Source organism: Streptomyces sp. SudanB182_2057 (genome assembly GCF_964272715.1).
GTDB classification, from domain to species: domain Bacteria; phylum Actinomycetota; class Actinomycetes; order Streptomycetales; family Streptomycetaceae; genus Streptomyces; species Streptomyces rubradiris.
Window position 1 is genome coordinate 5,024,941 of sequence record NZ_OZ186798.1, and the last position, 19,284, is coordinate 5,044,224.

Consider the following 19,284-nt stretch of genomic DNA (forward strand, 5'->3'; position numbering starts at 1 on the left):
CCGGTCCGCTACCAGCGGTAGGGGGCGTACACGTCCATGCACTTGGAGGTGTCCGAGCCGTTCACGGCGTCGGAGTTCTCCGGCAGGTCGCCGGCCTTCGGCTCGGACTCCTTCGGGTAGGACGGGCCGGAGCGCCAGTCCGCGCCGACGTCGACCGTGACCCCCGAGACGTCGGTCGACTTCCGCACCTGGGACATCGGGATGCCCAGCGCCCCAGCCACCGCCTGGGCGTCACCCTCCAGGTCCGCGCTCGGGTACCGCACCAGCGTCTTGTCCTCGGCCAGGCTGCCCGAGGCGTCGGCCTGCGCACGGGCGTAGCCCTTGCCCGCGAGTACCTGGGCGATCGCCGACGCCCGCTGCCGCACCGCGGCCTCGTCGGAGGTCCGGGTGGCGTTGCGCACCAGCACCCCGAGCGCGGCCTGGTCCAGCGAGGGCTTCTTGTCCGGCTTGTTCGCGGCCGTGTCCTTCTTGCCGCCCTTCGCGTCCGGCTTCCCGCCGTTCTTGTCGAACGGCACGTCGTCCCGGAGCATCTGCCACATCTTGTCGGCGTTCTTCTCGTCGGGGATGACGTGGTTCCCGTTCTGCGGGTCCTTCAGGTTGGGCATGGTCACGGAGGTGATGCGGTCCGTCGGCACCGACTTCATCTGCATGCCGAGGTCGTAGAGCTTCTTGACCGAGGTGATCTCCTCGGACACGCGCAGCGACTTGGTGGCCGCGTCCGCCAGGTCCATCAGCCGGCCGGTGTCGGTGAACACGTTCTGCTGCTTGAGCGTGCGGATCATCGAGTTCAGGTACATGTGCTGGGCTCGGGCCCGCATCAGGTCGTCGCCCCAGGCGTGCCGGGTGCGCAGCCACTGCAGGGCCTGCACGCCCTTCACCTTGTGCGTGCCCTTGGTCAGCTTCAGCCCGGACCCGCCGGACACGGTGGGCGTCGGGTGGTCCGACACGTTCTGGTTCACGCAGACGTCGACGCCGCCGATCGCGTCGGCCATCCGCACCACGCCCGCGAAGTCGATCGTCATCCAGTGGTCGATATAGACCCCGGTGAGGTTCTCCCAGGTCAGCAGCGTGCAGCCGGCCCCGCCACGGGCCAGGGTGACGTTGATGATGTCGTTCGTCGGCGGATATTCCTTGCCGGTGTCGGGGTCCGTGCACGCGGGGATGTCCACGCGGGTGTCACGCGGGATGCTGATCATCGCGGCGCTCTCGCGGTCCGCCGAGAGATGGATGAGCATCTGCACGTCCGCCAGCGGCGGGTCACCGGCGTGGTCCCGGCTGCCGCCGAGCTTCACGTTCTCCGCGGAGTTCCGGCTGTCGGAGCCGATCAGCAGGATGTTCAGCGGGGTCTGGCCGGCCGCGTTCGGCGCGGTCCGGTGCGCCTTGGAGTCGTCGCCGTTGGCGCGCCGCCCCTTCTGGAGATTGCCGTTGAGGTGCTGGTAGTACAGATATCCGGCGCCCGCGGTGCCGAGTATCACCACCGCCAGCACCGTCGCCGACCAGCGCAGCACCCGCCTTCTGCGCCGCCGCCGGTCGGTCTGCGCACCGCCCGGCCGCCGCCTGCCCCCACCGCGGCCCGGACCCGCCGGTGCCCCCGCGTCCGCAGGCGTGCGCGCCACCGCGTCCTCGACCGCCGGAGCCTTTCCGCGCACCTCGCTCTGCGCCACTCCCTGCCCTCCCCGCCCTCGCGCCAAGCAGCGGGCCCGTCCCGCGTCCGGTTAGACGCACGACGGGCCCCATGGGTTACCTACGAGGCGCACTTCACCGTGTCCGCCGTGGACTTGTCGACCTTCGGCGCCTTCGTCGGAGGTGTCAGGGAGACCCCCGCTCCCTTGAAGTCCGCGCCCAGGGTCAGCGTCATCGCCGGCAGCCCCTGCGCGTTGGTCACGCTCTCGCCCGGCTTCAGCGCGGCCCCGGACAGGCCCATGATCGCGGCCAGCCGGCGGGCCTGCGCCGCCTGGTCGGGCGCGTACTCCAGCGTGGTCTTCGCCAGCTTCCCGGGGGCGTTGCCGCCGTTCTCCGACTTGGTCACGCCCTGGCCGTTCTGCAGCCAGCCGAGCACCGCCTGCGCGCTGCCGGCCTGCGCCCCGCCGTTCAGGACGCGCACCCGCACCTCCGAGGCGGGCGCCTGGGTGCCCTTCAGCCGGGCGGCCTGGGCGTCCTTGGCCGCCTTCTGCTTCTTCTTCACCTCGGTGAAGGAGACGTCGTTCTGGATGGCCTCGAACACCTGCGGGGCCAGCGCCTGATCGACGATCACCGTCTTGTGCACGGTGCCGTCGGCCGGGTTGTCCTTGACCGGCAACGTGGTGAAGGTCAGGTTCTTCGGGTTGAGCTTGCCCAGCTCCAGCCCCAGGTCCTTCAGCCTGTTGATGTCGTCCAGCTTGTCGTCCACGGTCAGCGCCTTGGTGCCGGCCTCCGCCAGCTTCACCATCTTCGTCGGGCTGGTCAGCGTGGAGTTGCCCTTCAGCTTGCGCATCAGCGCGCCCAGGAACTGCTGCTGGAGCCCGATCCGGCTCAGGTCGCCGCCGAGGCCCACGGAGTGCCGGGTGCGCACGAACGCCAGCGCCTGCTCACCGGAGATCGTGTGCGTGCCCTTGGGCAGCTTCAGGTGCGAGTCCGGGTCGTCGATGTCCTTGGCCAGGCAGACCTCGACACCGTCGACCGCCTCGGTCAGCGTCTTGACCGCGTTGAAGTCGGCCACCATGAAGTCGTCCGGCTTGATCCCGGTCAGCTCGGTCACCGTGCGCATGGTGCAGCTCGGCGTACGGTCGTCCTGCCCGAGGCTGGTGTTGAAGCGCACGCCCGTCGCGCCCGGGATGATCTTCTGGGTGCCGTCCTCCTGCTGGGTCGGGCAGTCCGGGATGTCCACGATCAGGTCGCGCGGGATGCTCAGCGCGGTGGCGTTGGAGCGGTCCTTCGACACGTGCAGCAGGATCGTGGTGTCCGCGTGCCCGGCGCTGCCCGCGTCGCCGTAGCCCTCGTTGCCCTTGCCGGTCCGCTTGTCGGTGCCGATCAGCAGGATGTTGATCGCCTCGTCCTTGCGGAAGCCACCGGTGCTGGCGCCGTCGTCGGACACGGACGTGATGTTGTCGTTCAGGTGCTTGATGTACAGGTAGCCGGCGGCCGCCACGGCGACCAGCACGAACGCCATGGACCCGCCGGTCCACAGCAGCGCCTTCTTCGCCCGCGACGGCTTCTTCGCCGGCCGCCGGGTCGCGCGCCGGCCCTGCGGCGCCTCCGGCTCCGCGCCCCGGCGCCGGGCCGAGCGCGGCGGCGGCACGTCGGAGCCGCGCGCCCGGGACGGCTGCCGGCTCTCGCCGTCCTGTCGCCGGGCACGGCCGCCCGCCGCACCGCCGTCGTCCTTCCCGGACGGTCTGCGCGGTCCGGGAACCGGCGGCTGCGCTGCGGAAGGGCTCAGTCGCAGTTCGTATTCGCCGGTGTTCGGATTGAGCACCCACTGGTCTGCGGGGTCGATGTTGTCCGCCCGCCCACGGCCTTGCGCGTCCACGGTTGTCCGAATCCTCCGTCGGGGCCACGCGGCGCCTTCCCCCTCCAAGGCGCTCGGGTCTCGGTGAAACAGTGCACGGCCCCGACAAAGCCCGTCGGACCTCGCGGCCAGGTGCACCGGATCGCTCACACTATCCGCCCAGTTCAGCGTCGGACGACGCCGATGACAAATTCGCCGTGCCTACAACCGGGCAATCCCCCTCATTTTCAAAACGGAGGCACGCCGTTTTTGGTAGGCGGCTCACGCGCAGGTGTGTTCGGCGGCGGTGTACCCGCGAAACGTCGGGGCGGGCGAGGGGCCGTCCGGGCCGCCCGTGCCTGTGACATCCCGGGGAACTTCCTGTGAATTCTCCGGTGTCACCGTCACCGGTTGATCGGCCCGCAGTCGCCCGAACAGTTTTTCGGCCTCGGGCTCCACGAGCTGGTCACGATTGGCGTCGTAGACATACGACCGTCTCGGCACGGTCAGGAATCGGACCTGTTCCGTGGGGATGTCGCGCAGCCCGCGCGCCAGCCGGTACAGGCCGCGCAGACTCGCCAGCTCCGGGTCGGTGGTCAGCGCGGAGGTCGCCGCGTCCAGCAGCGGATAGAGCTTCACCGGATTGAGCAGGATGTCGTCGTCGCGCACCTTGTCGACCAGCGCGCCGAGGAACCGTTGCTGGCGCTTGATCCGCTCGGTGTCGCTGCCGTTGCCGAGCGACTTGCGGGCGCGCACGTAGCCGAGCGCCTGCTCCCCGTTCAGCGTGACCCGCCCGGCGGGCAGCCGGAGCTTGGCCGCCTTGTCGTCCACCGGCTCGTCCAGGCACACCTCGACGCCGTCGACGGCGTCCACGATCTCCTTGAACCCGGCGAAGTCCAGCACCATGTGGTGGTCGACGCGGATGCCGGTGAGCTTCTCCACGGTCCGGATCGTGCACGCCGAACCGCCCACCTCGAAGGCGTGGTTGAACATCGCGAACACCGGGTCGCTGCGCGTGCCGTCCTCCTGCCGGCAGGAGGGGACGTCCACCATCAGGTCGCGGGGCAGCGACACGGCGGTGGCGCTGGTCCGGTCGGCGGCCAGGTGCAGCAGGATCGTGGTGTCCGACCGCTGGCCGCGGACGTCCTTGCCGTACGCGCTGTTGGCCTCGCCGGCCCGGGTGTCGGACCCGATCAGCAGGATGTTCTGCGCGTCCCGGACCAGCGCGGTGGGCCGCTCCCGTTCATAGCGCGCCAGCTCGGCGGCGGCGGCCTCGTCGGGGGTGATGTTGGCGCTGAGCCGGGCGTAGCCGGCCCAGCCGACGCCGACGGCGGCGAGGAGGAGGGCGGCCGCCCCCAGCGCCGCGTTCCGCAGCCGGCGCCGCCGCCGGCGGCGTATCAGTCCGTCCCCGGTGGCCGAGGCCCCCGGCTCGCGACCGCTACCGAGGGGCCTGCCTGCGGTGTCGGTCACGGTGGGCCATCCCCTCATGGCGTACGAGCGTCACGTGCTGCCCTTACGACGATGGCGGGGAGCGGCCCGGGCAGCGCCCTTTGCTGCTCCGACCGGGTGAGGCGGAGGGCTCTCAAGGCGTGGGGGCGGGGGTGCGGGGACCTGGGGCGCCGGGGCCTGGGGCTCGGGGTGCGGGCTCGCGGCGGGGCGGGTTCGCGCGGCTCCGCCGCGGGACGGCCGCCGTACGGGCTCAGCGGCGGACCGCGGTCACCCGCTCGCTCGCGACGCGCTTGGCGAGGGACTCCTCGTCGAGCCGGTCCAGGTGCCGGCACAGCACCACGGACCCGCCGGCGGCCAGCGGCGCGAACAGTCCCGCGCTCAGCCCCTCCCAGGTGTCGTACGGCAGCCCGGACAGCAGCCGGGAGCCGGGCCCGGTCAGCTCCAGCGAGGGCGCCTGGGCCGAGGCGTGCCCGACCACCTCCGCGCCGCTGAACTCGCGTCCGGCGACGACGAGCGCCGGCTCCCGCGGGTCCACCGGCGCGAACGGGACGAACCGGTCGCTCTGGCCCGGCACCTCCACGGCGTAGTCGAGGAACCCGGCCGGCGGCTGCGGGAACCGCCCGCCCAGGGGCCGCAGCGCCAGCGCCACCCGCTCTCCGGAACAGGCCCGCGCGGCCTCCAGCGCGTCGGGGCCGCTCACCACGAGGTCGGCCGCCGCCGGGTCCCCGGCGACGTCCGCGACCGCGCCCACCGAGGAGCAGGCCAGCAGCCACACCGCCGTCTGCCAGTGCGCGGGCAGCAGCAGCGCGACACGGTCGCCGGGTTCGGCGCCCAGGTCGCCCTGGAGGAGGTTGGCGGTCTTGGCCACCCAATTGGCGAAGGTGGCCACGGACAGTTCGACGCGTTCGCCCGTGGCGTCGTCGTAGAAGGTCACCAGCGGGCGGCCGGGGTCGGCGGCGAGCGCGGAAGTCAGCAGGTCGGCGGGGGTGCGATCGGTGGCGTTCACCCGGGACAGGGTACGCGCGGGCGGGCCCGCGCACGGGGGGAACGGGCCACCGGTTCGGCGGAACCCCGTCCGACGGTCCGTCAGCTGACCTATGGACAGATTTGTATGCCTATGCCCACATTCGTGTACATGCGTGGATTCCTTGCTTCCTCTTCCGGTGCCCTTCCGTTCACCCTCCGATCCCTCGGTGCCGCCTGCGCGGCGGTCCTCGCCCTCGCGCCGGCCCCGCCCGCGTCCGCGTCCGGGCCCGTACCCGCGTCCGGATCCGCGACCGGGGGCGCGATCCCGGGCAGCACCCGCTCGCTGCCGCTCGTCCCGCTGTCCCGTGAGAACGATCCGGGCGCGGCCCCGGAGCAAGGGCTGCGCCGCACCGGCCTCGGCCGCTTCGCGCTGCTCGGCGTGGTGTGGGACGACCCCGGCACCGAGCTGCGCGGCCGGGTGCGGGTGCGCACCCGGTCCGTCGTGACGGGGGAGTGGACCGGCTGGCAGGACGTCGAGGCGCACGCCGACCACGGCGCCGACCCGGGCACCGCGGAACGCTCCGCCCGCCGGGTGCGCGGGGCGACCGCGCCGCTGTGGGTGGGCGCCTCGGACGGCGTGGACGTACGGGTGCGGGCGGAGAGGGCGGGCGGGCGGAGCGCGTTGCCGTCGGGACTGCGCCTGGAGCTGGTCGACCCCGGGGAGGACACGGGGGAGCCGGCGGCGGAGGCACCGGCCGCGGGGGCGCCCGTCGACGAGCCGCCGCGCACCGCGCTGGACACGGAGGCCGCGATCGCCGCCTCGGGCGCCAACGCCGACATCGCCGCCTACGGCACCACCGAGATCCCGGAGCTCGACCGCCCGGCCACCGAGCTGGAACTGACGAAGCTTCAGGGGCCGTCGCGGGGCAAGCAGTACATCGGCCCGCGCCCGAAGATCATCACGCGCCGGGGCTGGGGCGCCGACGAGTCACTGCGCGAACGCGGGTTCGTCTACACGAAGAAGATCAAGGCGGCCTTCGTGCACCACACGGCCTCGGGCAACAACTACACCTGCGCCCAGGCCCCTTCCGTCATCCGCGGCATCTACCGCTACCACGTCAAGAGCCTGGGCTGGCGGGACATCGGCTACAACTTCCTGGTCGACAAGTGCGGAAAGCTCTACGAGGGCCGGGCCGGGGGCGTGGCCAAGCCGGTGCTCGGCGCGCACACCCTCGGGTTCAACACCGACAGCATGGGCGTCGCCGTGATCGGCAGCCACGGCACGACCCAGCCGCCGGGCGCCGCGGTGACGTCCGTCGCCCGGCTCGCCGCATGGAAGCTCGGCCTCCACGGGGCCGACCCGAGGGCGAAGACGTACCTCACCTCGGGGGGCGGCAACCTCTACCCCAAGGGAAAGAAGGTGCGGCTGAACGTGATGTCCGGCCACCGGGACGGATACGCCACCGAGTGCCCCGGGAAGCGGCTCTACGCCAAGCTGGGCACGGCCCGCACCAGCGCGGCGCGCTACCAGGGGCGCTGAGGCCGGGCGGACGGGGGAAAGCGCACGCCGATCCGGCCGGACACCGCGCGGCCGGTCGAGGCGTCGTCCTCCGGTCTGCTTACACTGACCGGCCGAAACGAGTGCGACGAGCAGTTCGGCCGGTCCGGCTGGAAGCGGAGACGAACAGGTGACGGAAGCGATCCTTCTGGTCGGCGGCAAGGGCACCCGGCTGCGACCGCTCACGGTGCACACGCCCAAGCCGATGGTCCGGGCCGCCGGGGTGCCGTTCCTCACCCACCAGCTCGCGCGGGCGCGGGCGGCGGGCGTGGAGCACATCGTCCTCGCGACCAGCTATCTGGCCGAGGTCTTCGAACCGTACTTCGGCGACGGCTCCGCGCTGGGCCTGCACATCGAGTACGTCACGGAGGACGAGCCCCTCGGCACCGGCGGCGCGATCCGCAACGTCGCCGACCGGTTGCGCTCCGGCCCCGACGACCCGGTGCTGGTCTTCAACGGGGACATCCTGACGGGGCTGGACATCAGGGCCCTGGTGGACACCCACGAGACGACGGGCGCGGACGTCTCGCTGCACCTGACGAGGGTGGCGGACCCGCGCGCCTACGGGCTCGTGCCCACGGACGGCACCGGGCGCGTCCTGGCGTTCCTGGAGAAGCCGCAGACCCCGGAGGAGATCGTCACCGACCAGATCAACGCGGGGGCGTACGTCTTCCGCCGCTCGGTCATCGACACGATCCCGGCGGACCGGCCGGTCTCGGTCGAGCGCGAGACCTTCCCCGGCCTCCTGGCGGCCGGCGCCCACCTCCAGGGCATGGTCGACTCCACGTACTGGCTGGACCTCGGCACCCCGGCCGCCTTCGTGCGCGGCTCGGCCGACCTGGTCCTCGGCCGCGCGCCCTCCCCGGCGGTGCCCGGCCGCTGCGGCGACCGGCTCGTGCTGCCCACGGCCAGGGTGGCGCCGGACGCCAAGGTGACCGGCGGCACGGTGGTGGGCGAGGGCGCGTTCGTGGCCGAGGGGGCGCGGATCTCCGGCTCCACCATCCTTCCCGGCGCCGTCATCGAGCCGGACGCCGTCGTCACCGACTCCCTCATCGGCGCCCGCGCCCGCGTCGGCGAACGCTCCGTCCTCACCGGTACGGTCATCGGCGACGGCGCGGTCGTGGGCGCCGACAACGAACTCCGCGAGGGCGTACGGGTGTGGTGCGACGCCCGCATCCCCGCGGGGGCACTCCGCTTCTCCTCCGACCAGTAGGGAACTCCGGTTCGCTCTGGCCTTGCCTGGCGCACCGCCATGGGGGCTCTGCCCCCCAGACCCCCGACACGGGGAAGGGAAGGGGTGGCTGCCGGCCGACGCCGTGTGCGGGCCGTCGGTGGCCGCTCGCGCAGTTCCCCGCGCCCCTTGGGTAAGTCCACCACCGTCGGCTTCACGGCACCGTCCCCGCTGCGGGCAGTCGTGCCGCTGGGGCGGCACGGGTGGGCTGGGGGTACCCCCTCTGGGGGAGGCACCCTGCCGGCGCCGGTAAGCGTGCCCACCCCCAGCAGCACCCGTCACTTTCCCGCGCCGGTGAGCAATCCCCGGCCCCCGTACCTCACAGCGCCCCGATGTCCACCCAGGGCATCTTCGGCTTGCGTCTGGCCGGTATGTGGCCGCTCAGCAGGATCAGCCGGGCCGCCCGGTGCCGCTGCCCGGTGTACGGCTGGAGCAGGCGCAGCATCTCCGTGTCGTCGGCGTCGCGGTCGCCCGCCAGGGCCCATCCCACGATCCGGGGCAGATGCAGATCCCCGACGGTCACCTCGTCCGCCGCCCCATGACTGCGCTGCACGACTTCCGCCGACGTCCACGGCCCCACGCCCGGCACGACCTCCAGCCGCGCCCGGGCCCGGTCCGGCGGCATCCCCGCCGCCTCCTCCAGCCGCGCGGCGACCCGTACGGCCCGCAGGATCGTGGAGGCCCGCTTGTCGTCCACGCCCGCCCGGTGCCACTCCCAGGAGGGAATCAGCGACCAGGTCCGTGCCGCGGGCATCACGGACATCGGCCGTTCGCCCGCCCCCGCGGGTCCCGGCGCGGGCTCCCCGAACCGCCGTACCAGCAGCCGCCAGGCCCGGTACGCCTCGTCGGTCGTGACCTTCTGCTCCAGCACGGACGGGATCAACGACTCCAGCACCAGCCCGGTCCGGGTCAGCCGGAGTCCGGGCCGCCGGTGCCGGGCCAGCGCCACCACCCGGTGCCGGGGCACGAACGCCCCGGGATCGTCGGCGGCGCCGAGCAGCTCCGGCAACCGCTCCAGCAGCCATCCGGCCCCCGGCCCCCACGCCTCGCCGAGCACCTCAGCGCCGTACACGCGCACGCGCAGCGTGCCCGGCCCGGCGGGCGTACGGCACGCCCGCCACACGGAGCCGTCCGCGGTGGCCCGGAACGTCGGGTCGGCGGGCCCGCGGCGCAGCGGTCCGAGGGTCAGCCCGAGGTCCAGCGGACCGTCCGGCACCCACCGGCGGACCCGCGCGGGCGCCGTCCCCCGGGGCGTCCCGGCCGCCCCGGGCACGCTCGCGTGCCCGCCGCGCACGGTCGTGCGCGTGGGCCGCTGGGGAAAGCGTCCTGCCACGGGGGAGTCCTAGAGAGGCCGGTCGGGATGTTCCGGAGGTGCCGGTTCCGCTTTACGAGGGTAGGCGCTCAGCGCACCTCCACGAACGCCCCCGCGTCCCGCTCCGGCCGGGGCCGGGGCTCCTCGGCGGGCCGGCCGACCGCGACCGCGCCCATCGGGTCCCAGTCCGCCGGCAGCCCGAGCACCTCGCGCACCACGTCCCGGCAGAACATCGTGGACGACACCCACGCCGAGCCCAGCCGCTCCCCGGCCAGCGCGACCAGCAGGTTCTGCACGCCCGCGCCCATCGCGACCACGAACATCTCCCGCTCCGCGCCGTCGCGCCGGGGATCGCCGTAGGTGTGCGAGCCGTCCATGACGAGGCAGGGCACGATCAGATACGGCGCCTGGCGCAGGACGTCACCGCGCCGGATCCGCTTCGCGATGGACTCCTCGCTCTTGCCGTCCCGGCGCAGGTCGGCGATCCAGGCGTCCCGCATCGCGTCGAGCAGCCGCACCCGCGACTCCTCCGACTCCAGCAGCACGAACCGCCAGGGCGTGGTGTGGTGCGGGGCGGGCGCGGTGACCGCCGCGGCCACCGCGCGCCGGACGGCACCCGGGTCCACGGGGGCGTCGGTGAAGGACCGCACGGTGCGGCGCTGGGTGACGGCCTCCCGGATCGCCTCCGAGGTGCCGAGCCGGAACATGTCGTCCTGCGCCCGGCGCACCAGCGCCCGCGCGCCCTCCTCCGTGTCCTCGGTCGCATCGGGGTCCACGACGTGGGGCAGCCCGCGCACGACGGCCACCGGGCGGCCCTCGGCCTTGCCCTTGACCAGGTCGCCGGCGGCGGCCAGCTCGTCCGCCGTGGCGACGATGGTGGCGCTCAGCGGATTGCCGTACGCGTCCGTGCCGCCGCGCAGGTCGTCCAGCACCCGCACCCCGGCGGCGCCGATCGCCACGTCCGTGAGCCCGGAGCGCCAGGGTCGCCCGAAAGTGTCGGTGACGATCACCCCGACGTTGACGCCGAGGGTCTCGCGCAGGCCGGCCCGGATGGCGCGCGCGGAGGCGTCCGGGTCCTCGGGCAGCAACAGCACCGTCCCGGCGGGGGTGTTGGAGGCGTCGACCCCGGCGGCGGCCATCACCAGGCCCTGCCGGTTCTCCACGATGCGCAGCGTGCCGCGCCGGGCCACCACCCGGACCGTCTCGGCGTCGATCGCCGCCTCCCGGTCGTCGGCCCGCGTCAGCCGGCCCTCCGCCTTGGAGACGATCTTGGAGGTCACGATCACCACATCGCCGTCGGCCAGGCCGGGTCCGGCCGAGGCGATCAGCTTGGCGATGTCGTCGCCCGGCCGCACCTCCGGGATGCCGGGCAGGGCCCAGACCCGGTACTCAGCCCGCTCGCCCGCCGCGGCGGACGCCGTCGCGCTCACGCTCCCCGCACCTCCTCGGCCAGCGCCAGCGCCTCCCGGGCCATCCGCGCGGTGGCCTCGACGTCGGTCATCATCAGCGGCACGGCCCGGCAGCGGATGCCGTCCGCCTCGACCCGCTCGACGGCGCCCGCGTCCACCGAGTCGACCAGCCAGCCGTCGAGCAGTCCCGAGCCGTAGTGCTCGGCGACCGCGGCGGCCGTGGACTCCACGCCGACCGCGGCGAGCACCTTGTCGGCCATCCCGCGCACCGGCGCGTCCCCGACGATCGGGGAGAGGCCGACCACGGGCACGCCCGCGTCGGCGATGGCCTCGCGGATGCCGGGCACGGCGAGGATCGTGCCGATGGACACCACCGGGTTCGACGGCGGGAAGAGGATCACGTCCGCCTGGGCGATGGCCTCCAGGACGCCCGGGGCCGGCTTGGCCTGCTCGGCGCCGACCGGGACGATCGCCCGGGCCGGGACGGAGGCGCGGAGCTTGACCCAGTACTCCTGGAAGTGGACCGCCTTGCTCTCGCCGTCCAGTTCGACGGCCACGTGCGTCTCCACGCGGTCGTCGGTCATCGGGATCAGCCGCACGCCCGGCCGCCAGCGGTCGCACAGCGCCTCGGTGACCGCGCTGAGCGGGTAGCCGGCGCCGAGCATCTGGGTCCGCACGATGTGCGTGGCGAAGTCCCGGTCGCCGAGCCCGAACCACTCCGGCCCGACGCCGTAGGCCGCCAGCTCCTCCTTGACGTGGAAGCTCTCGTCGGCCCGCCCCCAGCCCTGTTCCTCGTTGATGCCGCCGCCCAGCGTGTACATCACCGTGTCGAGGTCCGGGCAGACCTTCAGCCCGAAGAGGTGGATGTCGTCGCCGGTGTTGCCGATGACCGTGATGTCCGCGTCCGGGGCGGCCCGCTTCAGACCGCGCAGGAAACGGGCACCGCCGATGCCGCCTGCCAGAACCACAATGCGCATGGGGACAGTGTGTCAGCCGGGTACGACAGCGCGTCAGGCAGTCACCGAGGACGCCTCGCAGTGCGGGGAGGCGTGCATCGGCATCTCGGTCAGCCCGGGGTGGTACACGTGCAGGCTGACCGCCGGCTCCAGCGTGTCGTTCACGACCTCGTGGACGTACCCCGGCGCGAAAACCCGCTGCGCGCCCGCCCCCAGCGCGCGCGTGCCGCGCACGGTGTGCTCCGTGAGCGTGCCCTCCACGACGGTGAGGACACCGGAGGAGCGCCCGTGGTCGTGCCGCCCGCTGCCCTGCCCGGGCAGCCAGGACAGCAGCCACACCTCGTAGCCGGGGCCGGTGCGCAGCCGGTGGTACCAGCGGGTGGTGGCGTCGAAGCGGACCAGGTGGGCCCACTGGTCCCGGTCGGCGGCGATCGAGCGGGCGAGCCCCACGAACTCGGCGACGGTGGCCGGGTGCTCGCGCGGCGGCTGGAGCAGGTGCGGGACTTCGAGGATGTCGCCGGCGATCTGGAGGTCGTTGTCGCTGTTCATAGGGGTGCGGTGGTCCTCGGCGGAAGAGTGGGGCCGGAGCTGGGTGACGCGTGCGGTCCGGCCGGGTCACGGGCGGACGGGATGCCCCGGACGAGGGGGATCGGGAAAGACGGAACGCGGCCGAGCCGGGAGGGACTCGGGAACAGCCGGAGCGGACGTGGCTCAACAGCTGGGACAGCAGCAACAGCTACAGCGCGCGCGGGCGGCACCGAGGGACCCGGCGGTGCGGGTCGAGGTGGGTGCCAAGTACGCGAGCATGCCCCCTAGGACAGCGGTTCACACGGGCAGTGTCAACTCGATGCCCGGTATGTGGGACATGTTTCACCTCATCCGGTTTATTTCGCAGGCGAAAGGTTTGCTCATCGGGGTCCCGGGACACATGGGGCACATCCGAGCGCGCGAGCCTCACGGAACGAGATCGAACGCGGAGGCGTCCTTCTCCGTACAGAAGATCTGTACGGGGTTCGGCCGTCCCCGCGGGTCCGCCTGCGTGTCAAGGTTTATGCCGATTTGAACACTTTCCGCACGGCCTTGGTTCCGCAGAGTGAATAACGGGCCCAATAGCAGATCCCGGCTTGACTCGCCCGGAGCAGCACACTTGTAATTTCACTCGTGTCGTTCAGCCGGAATCGGTAACGGCCAGGCACGGGGACGCGAAAGACAGACGAGGGGCGCACATGACCGAGCTGGTGCAGCAACTGCTGGTCGACGACGCGGACGAGGAACTCGGCTGGCAGGAGCGCGCACTGTGCGCCCAGACCGACCCCGAGTCCTTCTTTCCCGAGAAGGGCGGCTCCACCAGAGAGGCGAAGAAGGTCTGCCTCGCCTGCGAGGTGCGCTCCGAGTGCCTCGAATACGCCCTCGCCAACGACGAGCGCTTCGGCATCTGGGGCGGCCTGTCCGAGCGCGAACGCCGCCGGCTGAAGAAGGCCGCCGTGTGACCATACGCGCGGCCGCGAAAGGTACGAACGGCCCGTCAGCCGTGGGTTGTCCACAGGAGGCGGGCCGTCGTCATGCCCAGCCGATAGTGTGGACGCTCGTCCGAGACGCCCCGCTGTCCCCTCGACGCGCGAGAGGACACAGGCGTCCACCGCAGTCCATCGAACCGGGGCCCGTACCTCGATGTCCGTGCACAGCCATGCGGCAGCCCAACCAGGAGCTGCCATCCCTGAGTTCCCGCGCCACGTCGTGACCGCGGTCCTCGTCTCCCACGACGGCGCCCGCTGGCTGCCCGACGCGCTCGCCGGGCTGCTCGGCCAGGAGCGTCCCGTCCAGCACGCGGTGGCCGCCGACACCGGCAGCGCGGACGACTCCGCCCGGCTGCTCACCGAGGCTTTCGGCGAGGCCAATGTCCTGCATCTCGCCCGCCGCACCGGCTTCGGCCAGGCCGTGGAGGAGGCGAGCCGCGCCGCGCCCCTGCTCACCCCCGACGACCTGCCGTACCTCAAGCGTCCCAGCGGCTGGGACCCCGCCACCCGCACCTGGCGCGACGACGCCTACGACCTGCCCGAACTGCCGCACGGCGAACCCGTCCAGTGGCTGTGGCTGCTGCACGACGACTGCGCCCCCGAACCCGAGGCCCTCGCCCAGCTGCTGCGGGTCGTCGACAACGAACTCGAACTCGGCCGCGACGACGTCGCCGTCGTCGGCCCCAAGCTGCGCGGCTGGTACGACCGCCGCCAGCTGCTGGAGGTCGGCGTCTCCATCGCCAACTCCGGCCGCCGCTGGACCGGTCTGGACCGCCGCGAACAGGACCAGGGCCAGCACGACCACGTCCGCACCGTGCTGTCCGTGTCCACCGCCGGCATGCTCGTCCGCCGCGACGTCTTCGAACAGCTCGGCGGCTTCGACCGGCTGCTGCCCCTCATGCGCGACGACGTCGACCTGTGCTGGCGCGCCCACACCGCCGGCCACCGCGTCCTGATCGCCCCCGACGCCGTCGTCCGGCACGCCGAGGCCGCCTCCCGCGAACGCCGCGCCGTCGACTGCGCCGGCCGCACCACCGCCTCCCCGCACAAGGTCGACAAGGCCGGCGCCGTTTACACCCTGCTCGTCAACACCCGTACGGCCGCGCTGCCCTGGGTGCTGCTCCGGCTCGTCCTCGGCACCGTCCTGCGCACCCTCGCCTACCTCGTCGGCAAGGTCCCCGGCCAGGCCCTCGACGAGATCCGTGGCCTGCTGAGCACCCTGCTGCGGCCCGAGCGGATCATCGCCGCCCGGCGCCGCCGCGGCCCCTCCCGCATCGACAAGGCGGAACTGCGCGCCCTCTTCCCGCCGCCCGGCGCCACCGTCCGGGCCACCGTGGAACAGATCGCCGGCAACCTCACCGGCGGCTCCGACACCGACACCTCCCCGGCCGGCCGGCACGGCGGCGCCGTGGAGTCCGGGCCCGGCGGCGACGACGCCGACTTCCTGGAGGTCGAGCAGTTCGCCCGGCTCAAGCGGATCGCCCGCAGACCCGCCCCCGTCCTCTTCCTCGCCCTGCTGCTCATCTCCCTCGCCGCCTGCCGCGCCCTGCTCGGCGGCGGCGCCCTCGCCGGCGGCGCCCTGCTGCCCGCCCCGGCCGGTGCGACCGACCTGTGGTCGAGCTACCTGGACGCCTGGCACCCGACGGGCACCGGCGGCACCCCGTCCGCACCGCCCTACCTGGCCCTCGTCGCCACCCTCGCCTCGCTCCTGTTCGGCTCCACCGGCCTCGCCGTCACCGTCCTGCTGATCTGCTCGGTGCCGCTCGCCGGATGCACCGCCTACCTCGCCTCCCGGCCGCTGGTCACCTCCCGGCTGCTGCGCGCCTGGGCCGCCATCGCCTACGCCTTCCTGCCCGCCACCACCGGCGCGCTGGCCGGCGGACGCGTCGGCACCGCCGTCCTCGCCGTGCTGCTGCCGCTCATCGCGCGCGCGGGCGTCGCCGCGAGCGGCCTGGCGGGCCGCGCCGGCACCCGCGGCAGCTGGCGCGCCACCTGGGCGTACGCGCTGCTGCTGACCATCGCCACCGCCTTCACCCCGATCGTGTGGCCCCTCGCGCTGCTGCTCGGACTCGGCGTCCTGGCGGTGCGCCGCCGCGACCTCCTGGGCTACGGACCGCGCTTCCTCGCGCAGCTCGGTACCCCGCTGCTGATCCTCGCTCCCTGGTCGCTGACCCTGTTCCCGGCCGGCTTCTTCCAGGAGGCCGGCCTGGAGTACGGCCCCTCTGCCGCCTCCGCGTCCGACCTGCTCGGCGCCGCCCCCGGCGGCCCCGGCACCGTCAACGGCCTGATGCTCATCGGCATCGTGCTGGCCGCGCTCGCCGCCCTGCTGCGCTCCGAACGGCAGCTCGGCATCCGCACAGCCTGGGCCGTCGCCCTGGCCGGACTCGTCTTCGCGGTCCTGTCCAACAGGTCCGCGTGGGCCGGACCGGCCACCCTCGTCTACGGCATCGCCCTGCTGGCCGCCGCCGCCCTCGGCGCCGACGGCGCACGCGCGCGCGTGGCCGAGCAGAGCTTCGGCTGGCGCCAGCCCGTCGCCGCGCTGATCGCCTTCGCCTCGGCCGCCGGTCCGCTCCTCGTCGCCGCCGGCTGGATGATCCGCGGCGCCGACGGCCCGCTGGAGCGCCGCGACCCGGCCCAGGTCCCCGCGTTCGTCGCCGAGGACTCCACCGGCGGCGCCCAGGCCCGCACCCTGGTCCTGGACAGCGACTCCACCGCGCGCGTGCGCTACAGCCTGGTCCGCGGCTCCGGCGCCCGCATGGGAGACGCCGAACTCACCGCCGCCGACGGCACGAACACCCGCCTGGACCAGACCGTCGCCCACCTGGTGGCCGGCTCCGGCGCCGACCAGGCCGCCGAACTCGGCGGCTTCGCCGTGCGCTACGTCCTCGTCCACAAGGGCGCCCCCCGCGAGATCACCCGCGTCCTGGACGCCACCCCCGGTCTGAGCCGGCTCAGCCAGCAGAACGGCGGCGCCCTGTGGCGCGTCGACCAGGACGTCTCCCGCGCGGCCATCGTGCCCGCCGGCGGCTCCGGCACGCCCCAGCCGGTCGCCGCCGGACCCGTGGAGATCCACACCACGGTCCCCGCCGGCCCCGACGGCCGCGTCCTGCGGCTGGCCGACAGCGCCGACGACGGCTGGACGGCCACGCTCGACGGCAAGCCGCTCACCCGCACCACGGTCGACGGCTGGGCCCAGGGCTTCCGGCTCCCCGCCCAGGGCGGCAGGCTCGACGTCGGCTACGACACGCCGCTCGCCCACACCGCCTGGCTCTGGGCGCAGGGCCTGCTCGCCGTCGTCCTGGTCGTCCTCGCCCTGCCCGGCCGCCGCCGGGACGTCGACGACGACCTGCCCGAGGAGCGGCCGCTGCCCGCCCAGGCCACCGCCGGCGAGGGCCGCCGCGCCCGCCGCCTGCGCGCCCAGGCCGAGGAACCGCCCGCCGAGGACCGGCCCGGCACCCCCCCGGCCGCCGCCCCCGACCCCCAGCAGCCGTACGAGGCCCACGACCCGGCCCCGTACGCGACCACCGGGTACGCGGGGTACGGCACGGACCAGTACCAGGCGCCGGCCGGCTACGACCCGCGGGCGTACCCGCAGTCCGACCCCTACCAGACGGCCCCCTACGACCCGTACGGCTACGGCGGCACGGGCGACCAGCCGCCCTACGACCCGACGGCCTACGGGCACCAGGGCTACGGGGCGGCGTACGACCCCGCCCAGCAGGGCTACCACCCCGGCCCGCAGGGTTACGGCTCCGCCCCGCAGGACTACGACCCGGTCCAGCGGGGCTACGACCCCGCCGCCGGGGGATATGACCCGGCCCAGCAGCCCCACGGCACCGGCAGCCAGCGTCCCGACGGGAGCCAGCAGTGAACCGCACCACCCTGTCCCTGTTCGCCGGCACGGCCGCGCTGGCCGCCGTCACCGCGTTCGCCGCGGTCGACTCGCCGTCCGCGTCCGGCGCCGCCCCCGAGGCCGCCGCCCGGAAGCCCGTGGAGCGCACCAGCCTGGTGTGCCCGGCGCCCAGCACCTCGGACCTCGCCGAGACGACGTACACCTCGTTCACCCCCGTCACCCAGGGCGCCGCGAGCGGCGGCCGGGCCCGGCTCCAGGCGGCCGACGAGCAGGAGGCGGACGACGGCTCCGGCGCGAGCGAGAAGGACGACAAGGAGAAGGACGGCAAGGAGAAGGACGACAAGAAGAAGGGCGGGGAGAAGGCCGGGCAGCCGGTGCTCACGCCGAAGGCACCGGGCACACCGGCCACCGGCGACACCTCCGGCGGGGACACGACCGCGCTCGTCGGCACCGCGGACGGCTCCTTCGCGCCCGGCTGGACCGTCCAGGAGACCACCGAGGTCAGCGCCGGCACCGGCCGCGGCCTCCTCGGCGTCACCTGCGCCGGCGCGGACACCGACTTCTGGTTCCCGGGCGCCAGCACGGCCGCCGGCCGCACCGACTACGTCCACCTGACCAACCCCGACGACTCCGCCGCCGTGGTCGACATCGAGCTGTACGGCAAGGACGGCGCGATCAAGGCCCCGCTGGGCGAGAACCTCACCGTCGACCCGGGGGCGAGCGAGGCGTTCCTGCTCCCCACGCTCACCGAGGAACGGCAGACCGACCTCACCGTGCACGTCAGCGTGCGCGGCGGCCGGGTCGGCGCGGCCGTGCAGGCCCTGGACGACAAGGCGGGCGGCGACTGGCTGGCCCCCGCCGCCGACCCGGCCGGCAGCCTGGTGCTGCCCGGCATCCCGAAGGACGCCACCGGCGTCCGCCTGACCGCCTTCGCGCCCGGCGACGACGACGCCGACCTGAAGATCCGCCTGGCCTCGCCGGACGGCCTGATCACCCCGGCCGGGAACGAGACCGTCCACGTCAAGTCCGGCATGACGACGACGGTCGACCTCGGCGACGTCACCCGGGGCGAGCCCGGCTCCCTGGTGCTCACCCCGACCGACCAGGCGGCCCCGGTCGTCGCGGCGCTCCAGGTGGTGCGGGGCAAGGGGGACGAGCGGGAGACGGCGTTCATCCCGGCCACCGCCGCCGTCGGCACGCGCGCGACCTCGGCCGGCAACGGCGCCAAGGGCACGACGCTCGCGCTGTCGGCGCCCGAGGGCGCGGCCACGGTCAAGGTCACCGCCTCGGCGGGCAGCGAGGGCGGCACCCCGGCGACCAAGACGTACACGCTCAGGTCCGGCACCACGCAGGACGTCGACGTCCCCGTCCCGACGGGCCTGAAGGGCACCTACGCCCTCACCGTCGAACCCGTCTCCGGCGGCCCCGTCTACGCCTCCCGCGCCCTCACCGCCGCCGACACCCCCGCCTTCACCGTCCAGACCCTCCCCGACGACCACGGCCTGGTGTCCGTACCGCGGACGCGGGAGGACCTGTCGATATTGCAGAAGTAGCGACGGCGGGAGCGGCG

Annotated in this window: 13 protein-coding genes; 5 read left to right on the forward strand and 8 right to left on the reverse strand. The window is 73.8% G+C overall.

All coding sequences use genetic code 11. The annotated features are described in order from the left end of the window. Window positions 1-8 precede the first annotated feature (8 nt). The 4 genes from ACSURM_RS22185 to ACSURM_RS22200 form a co-directional block, all read right to left on the reverse strand. On the reverse strand, window positions 9-1,664 hold the full coding sequence (locus ACSURM_RS22185) for an LCP family protein (RefSeq protein ID WP_436957352.1): 1,656 nt from the start codon (window positions 1,662-1,664) through the stop codon (window positions 9-11). Window positions 1,665-1,744: 80 nt separating this feature from the next. Next, the gene (locus ACSURM_RS22190) at window positions 1,745-3,505 is read right to left on the reverse strand and encodes an LCP family protein (protein ID WP_436957353.1); all 1,761 of its coding nucleotides are present in this window, start codon (window positions 3,503-3,505) and stop codon (window positions 1,745-1,747) included. Between the two features lie 240 nt (window positions 3,506-3,745). Further along, on the reverse strand, window positions 3,746-4,933 hold the full coding sequence (locus ACSURM_RS22195; RefSeq protein WP_436957355.1) for an LCP family protein: 1,188 nt from the start codon (window positions 4,931-4,933) through the stop codon (window positions 3,746-3,748). A gap of 229 nt (window positions 4,934-5,162) precedes the next feature. Then, window positions 5,163-5,918 (reverse strand): TIGR03089 family protein, encoded by a 756-nt coding sequence (locus tag ACSURM_RS22200; RefSeq protein ID WP_436957357.1) that lies wholly within the window; start codon window positions 5,916-5,918, stop codon window positions 5,163-5,165. A gap of 129 nt (window positions 5,919-6,047) precedes the next feature. Here ACSURM_RS22200 and ACSURM_RS22205 point away from each other — a divergent pair, with 129 nt between their 5' ends. Both ACSURM_RS22205 and ACSURM_RS22210 read left to right on the forward strand, forming a co-directional pair. Next, a complete protein-coding gene (locus ACSURM_RS22205; protein ID WP_436957359.1) occupies window positions 6,048-7,418 on the forward strand; it encodes a peptidoglycan recognition protein family protein in 1,371 nt (456 codons plus the stop codon). 148 nt (window positions 7,419-7,566) lie between these two features. After that, window positions 7,567-8,649, forward strand: a complete 1,083-nt coding sequence (locus ACSURM_RS22210; RefSeq protein WP_436957361.1) for a sugar phosphate nucleotidyltransferase — start codon at window positions 7,567-7,569, stop codon at window positions 8,647-8,649. A gap of 337 nt (window positions 8,650-8,986) precedes the next feature. Here the strand turns inward: ACSURM_RS22210 and ACSURM_RS22215 are convergent, their stop codons facing one another. The 4 genes from ACSURM_RS22215 to ACSURM_RS22230 all read right to left on the reverse strand — a co-directional run bounded on the left by ACSURM_RS22215 (window position 8,987) and on the right by ACSURM_RS22230 (window position 12,893). Next, window positions 8,987-10,000 carry a DNA-3-methyladenine glycosylase family protein gene (locus tag ACSURM_RS22215; RefSeq protein ID WP_436957362.1) on the reverse strand — a complete coding sequence of 338 codons (1,014 nt, stop codon included), beginning with the start codon at window positions 9,998-10,000 and terminating at the stop codon, window positions 8,987-8,989. 68 nt (window positions 10,001-10,068) lie between these two features. Further along, a complete protein-coding gene (locus tag ACSURM_RS22220; RefSeq protein WP_436957364.1) occupies window positions 10,069-11,409 on the reverse strand; it encodes a coenzyme F420-0:L-glutamate ligase in 1,341 nt (446 codons plus the stop codon). Further along, window positions 11,406-12,365 carry a 2-phospho-L-lactate transferase gene (cofD, locus tag ACSURM_RS22225; RefSeq protein WP_436957365.1) on the reverse strand — a complete coding sequence of 320 codons (960 nt, stop codon included), beginning with the start codon at window positions 12,363-12,365 and terminating at the stop codon, window positions 11,406-11,408. The genes ACSURM_RS22220 and cofD overlap by 4 nt, the downstream gene beginning before the upstream one ends. A 33-nt stretch (window positions 12,366-12,398) precedes the next feature. Further along, window positions 12,399-12,893 carry a cysteine dioxygenase gene (locus ACSURM_RS22230; protein WP_436957367.1) on the reverse strand — a complete coding sequence of 165 codons (495 nt, stop codon included), beginning with the start codon at window positions 12,891-12,893 and terminating at the stop codon, window positions 12,399-12,401. A 677-nt stretch (window positions 12,894-13,570) separates the two neighbouring features. On the opposite strand from ACSURM_RS22230, the gene ACSURM_RS22235 reads away from it, so the two are divergent. From ACSURM_RS22235 to ACSURM_RS22245, 3 genes are all read left to right on the forward strand, one after another. Next, on the forward strand, window positions 13,571-13,834 hold the full coding sequence (locus ACSURM_RS22235; RefSeq protein WP_003975777.1) for a WhiB family transcriptional regulator: 264 nt from the start codon (window positions 13,571-13,573) through the stop codon (window positions 13,832-13,834). A gap of 181 nt (window positions 13,835-14,015) precedes the next feature. Then, window positions 14,016-17,732, forward strand: a complete 3,717-nt coding sequence (locus ACSURM_RS22240) for a glycosyltransferase (RefSeq protein ID WP_436957369.1) — start codon at window positions 14,016-14,018, stop codon at window positions 17,730-17,732. Next, a complete protein-coding gene (locus ACSURM_RS22245; RefSeq protein ID WP_436957371.1) occupies window positions 17,729-19,267 on the forward strand; it encodes a DUF5719 family protein in 1,539 nt (512 codons plus the stop codon). The genes ACSURM_RS22240 and ACSURM_RS22245 overlap by 4 nt, the downstream gene beginning before the upstream one ends. Window positions 19,268-19,284: the final 17 nt, after the last annotated feature.

Coding starts and splice junctions, on each gene's coding strand:
- ACSURM_RS22230 (WP_436957367.1), bottom strand. CDS start 12,893: ATGAACAGCGACAACGACCTCCAGATCGCCGGCGACATCCTCGAAGTC.
- ACSURM_RS22240 (WP_436957369.1), top strand. CDS start 14,016: ATGTCCGTGCACAGCCATGCGGCAGCCCAACCAGGAGCTGCCATCCCT.
- ACSURM_RS22235 (WP_003975777.1), top strand. CDS start 13,571: ATGACCGAGCTGGTGCAGCAACTGCTGGTCGACGACGCGGACGAGGAA.
- cofD (WP_436957365.1), bottom strand. CDS start 12,365: ATGCGCATTGTGGTTCTGGCAGGCGGCATCGGCGGTGCCCGTTTCCTG.
- ACSURM_RS22205 (WP_436957359.1), top strand. CDS start 6,048: ATGCGTGGATTCCTTGCTTCCTCTTCCGGTGCCCTTCCGTTCACCCTC.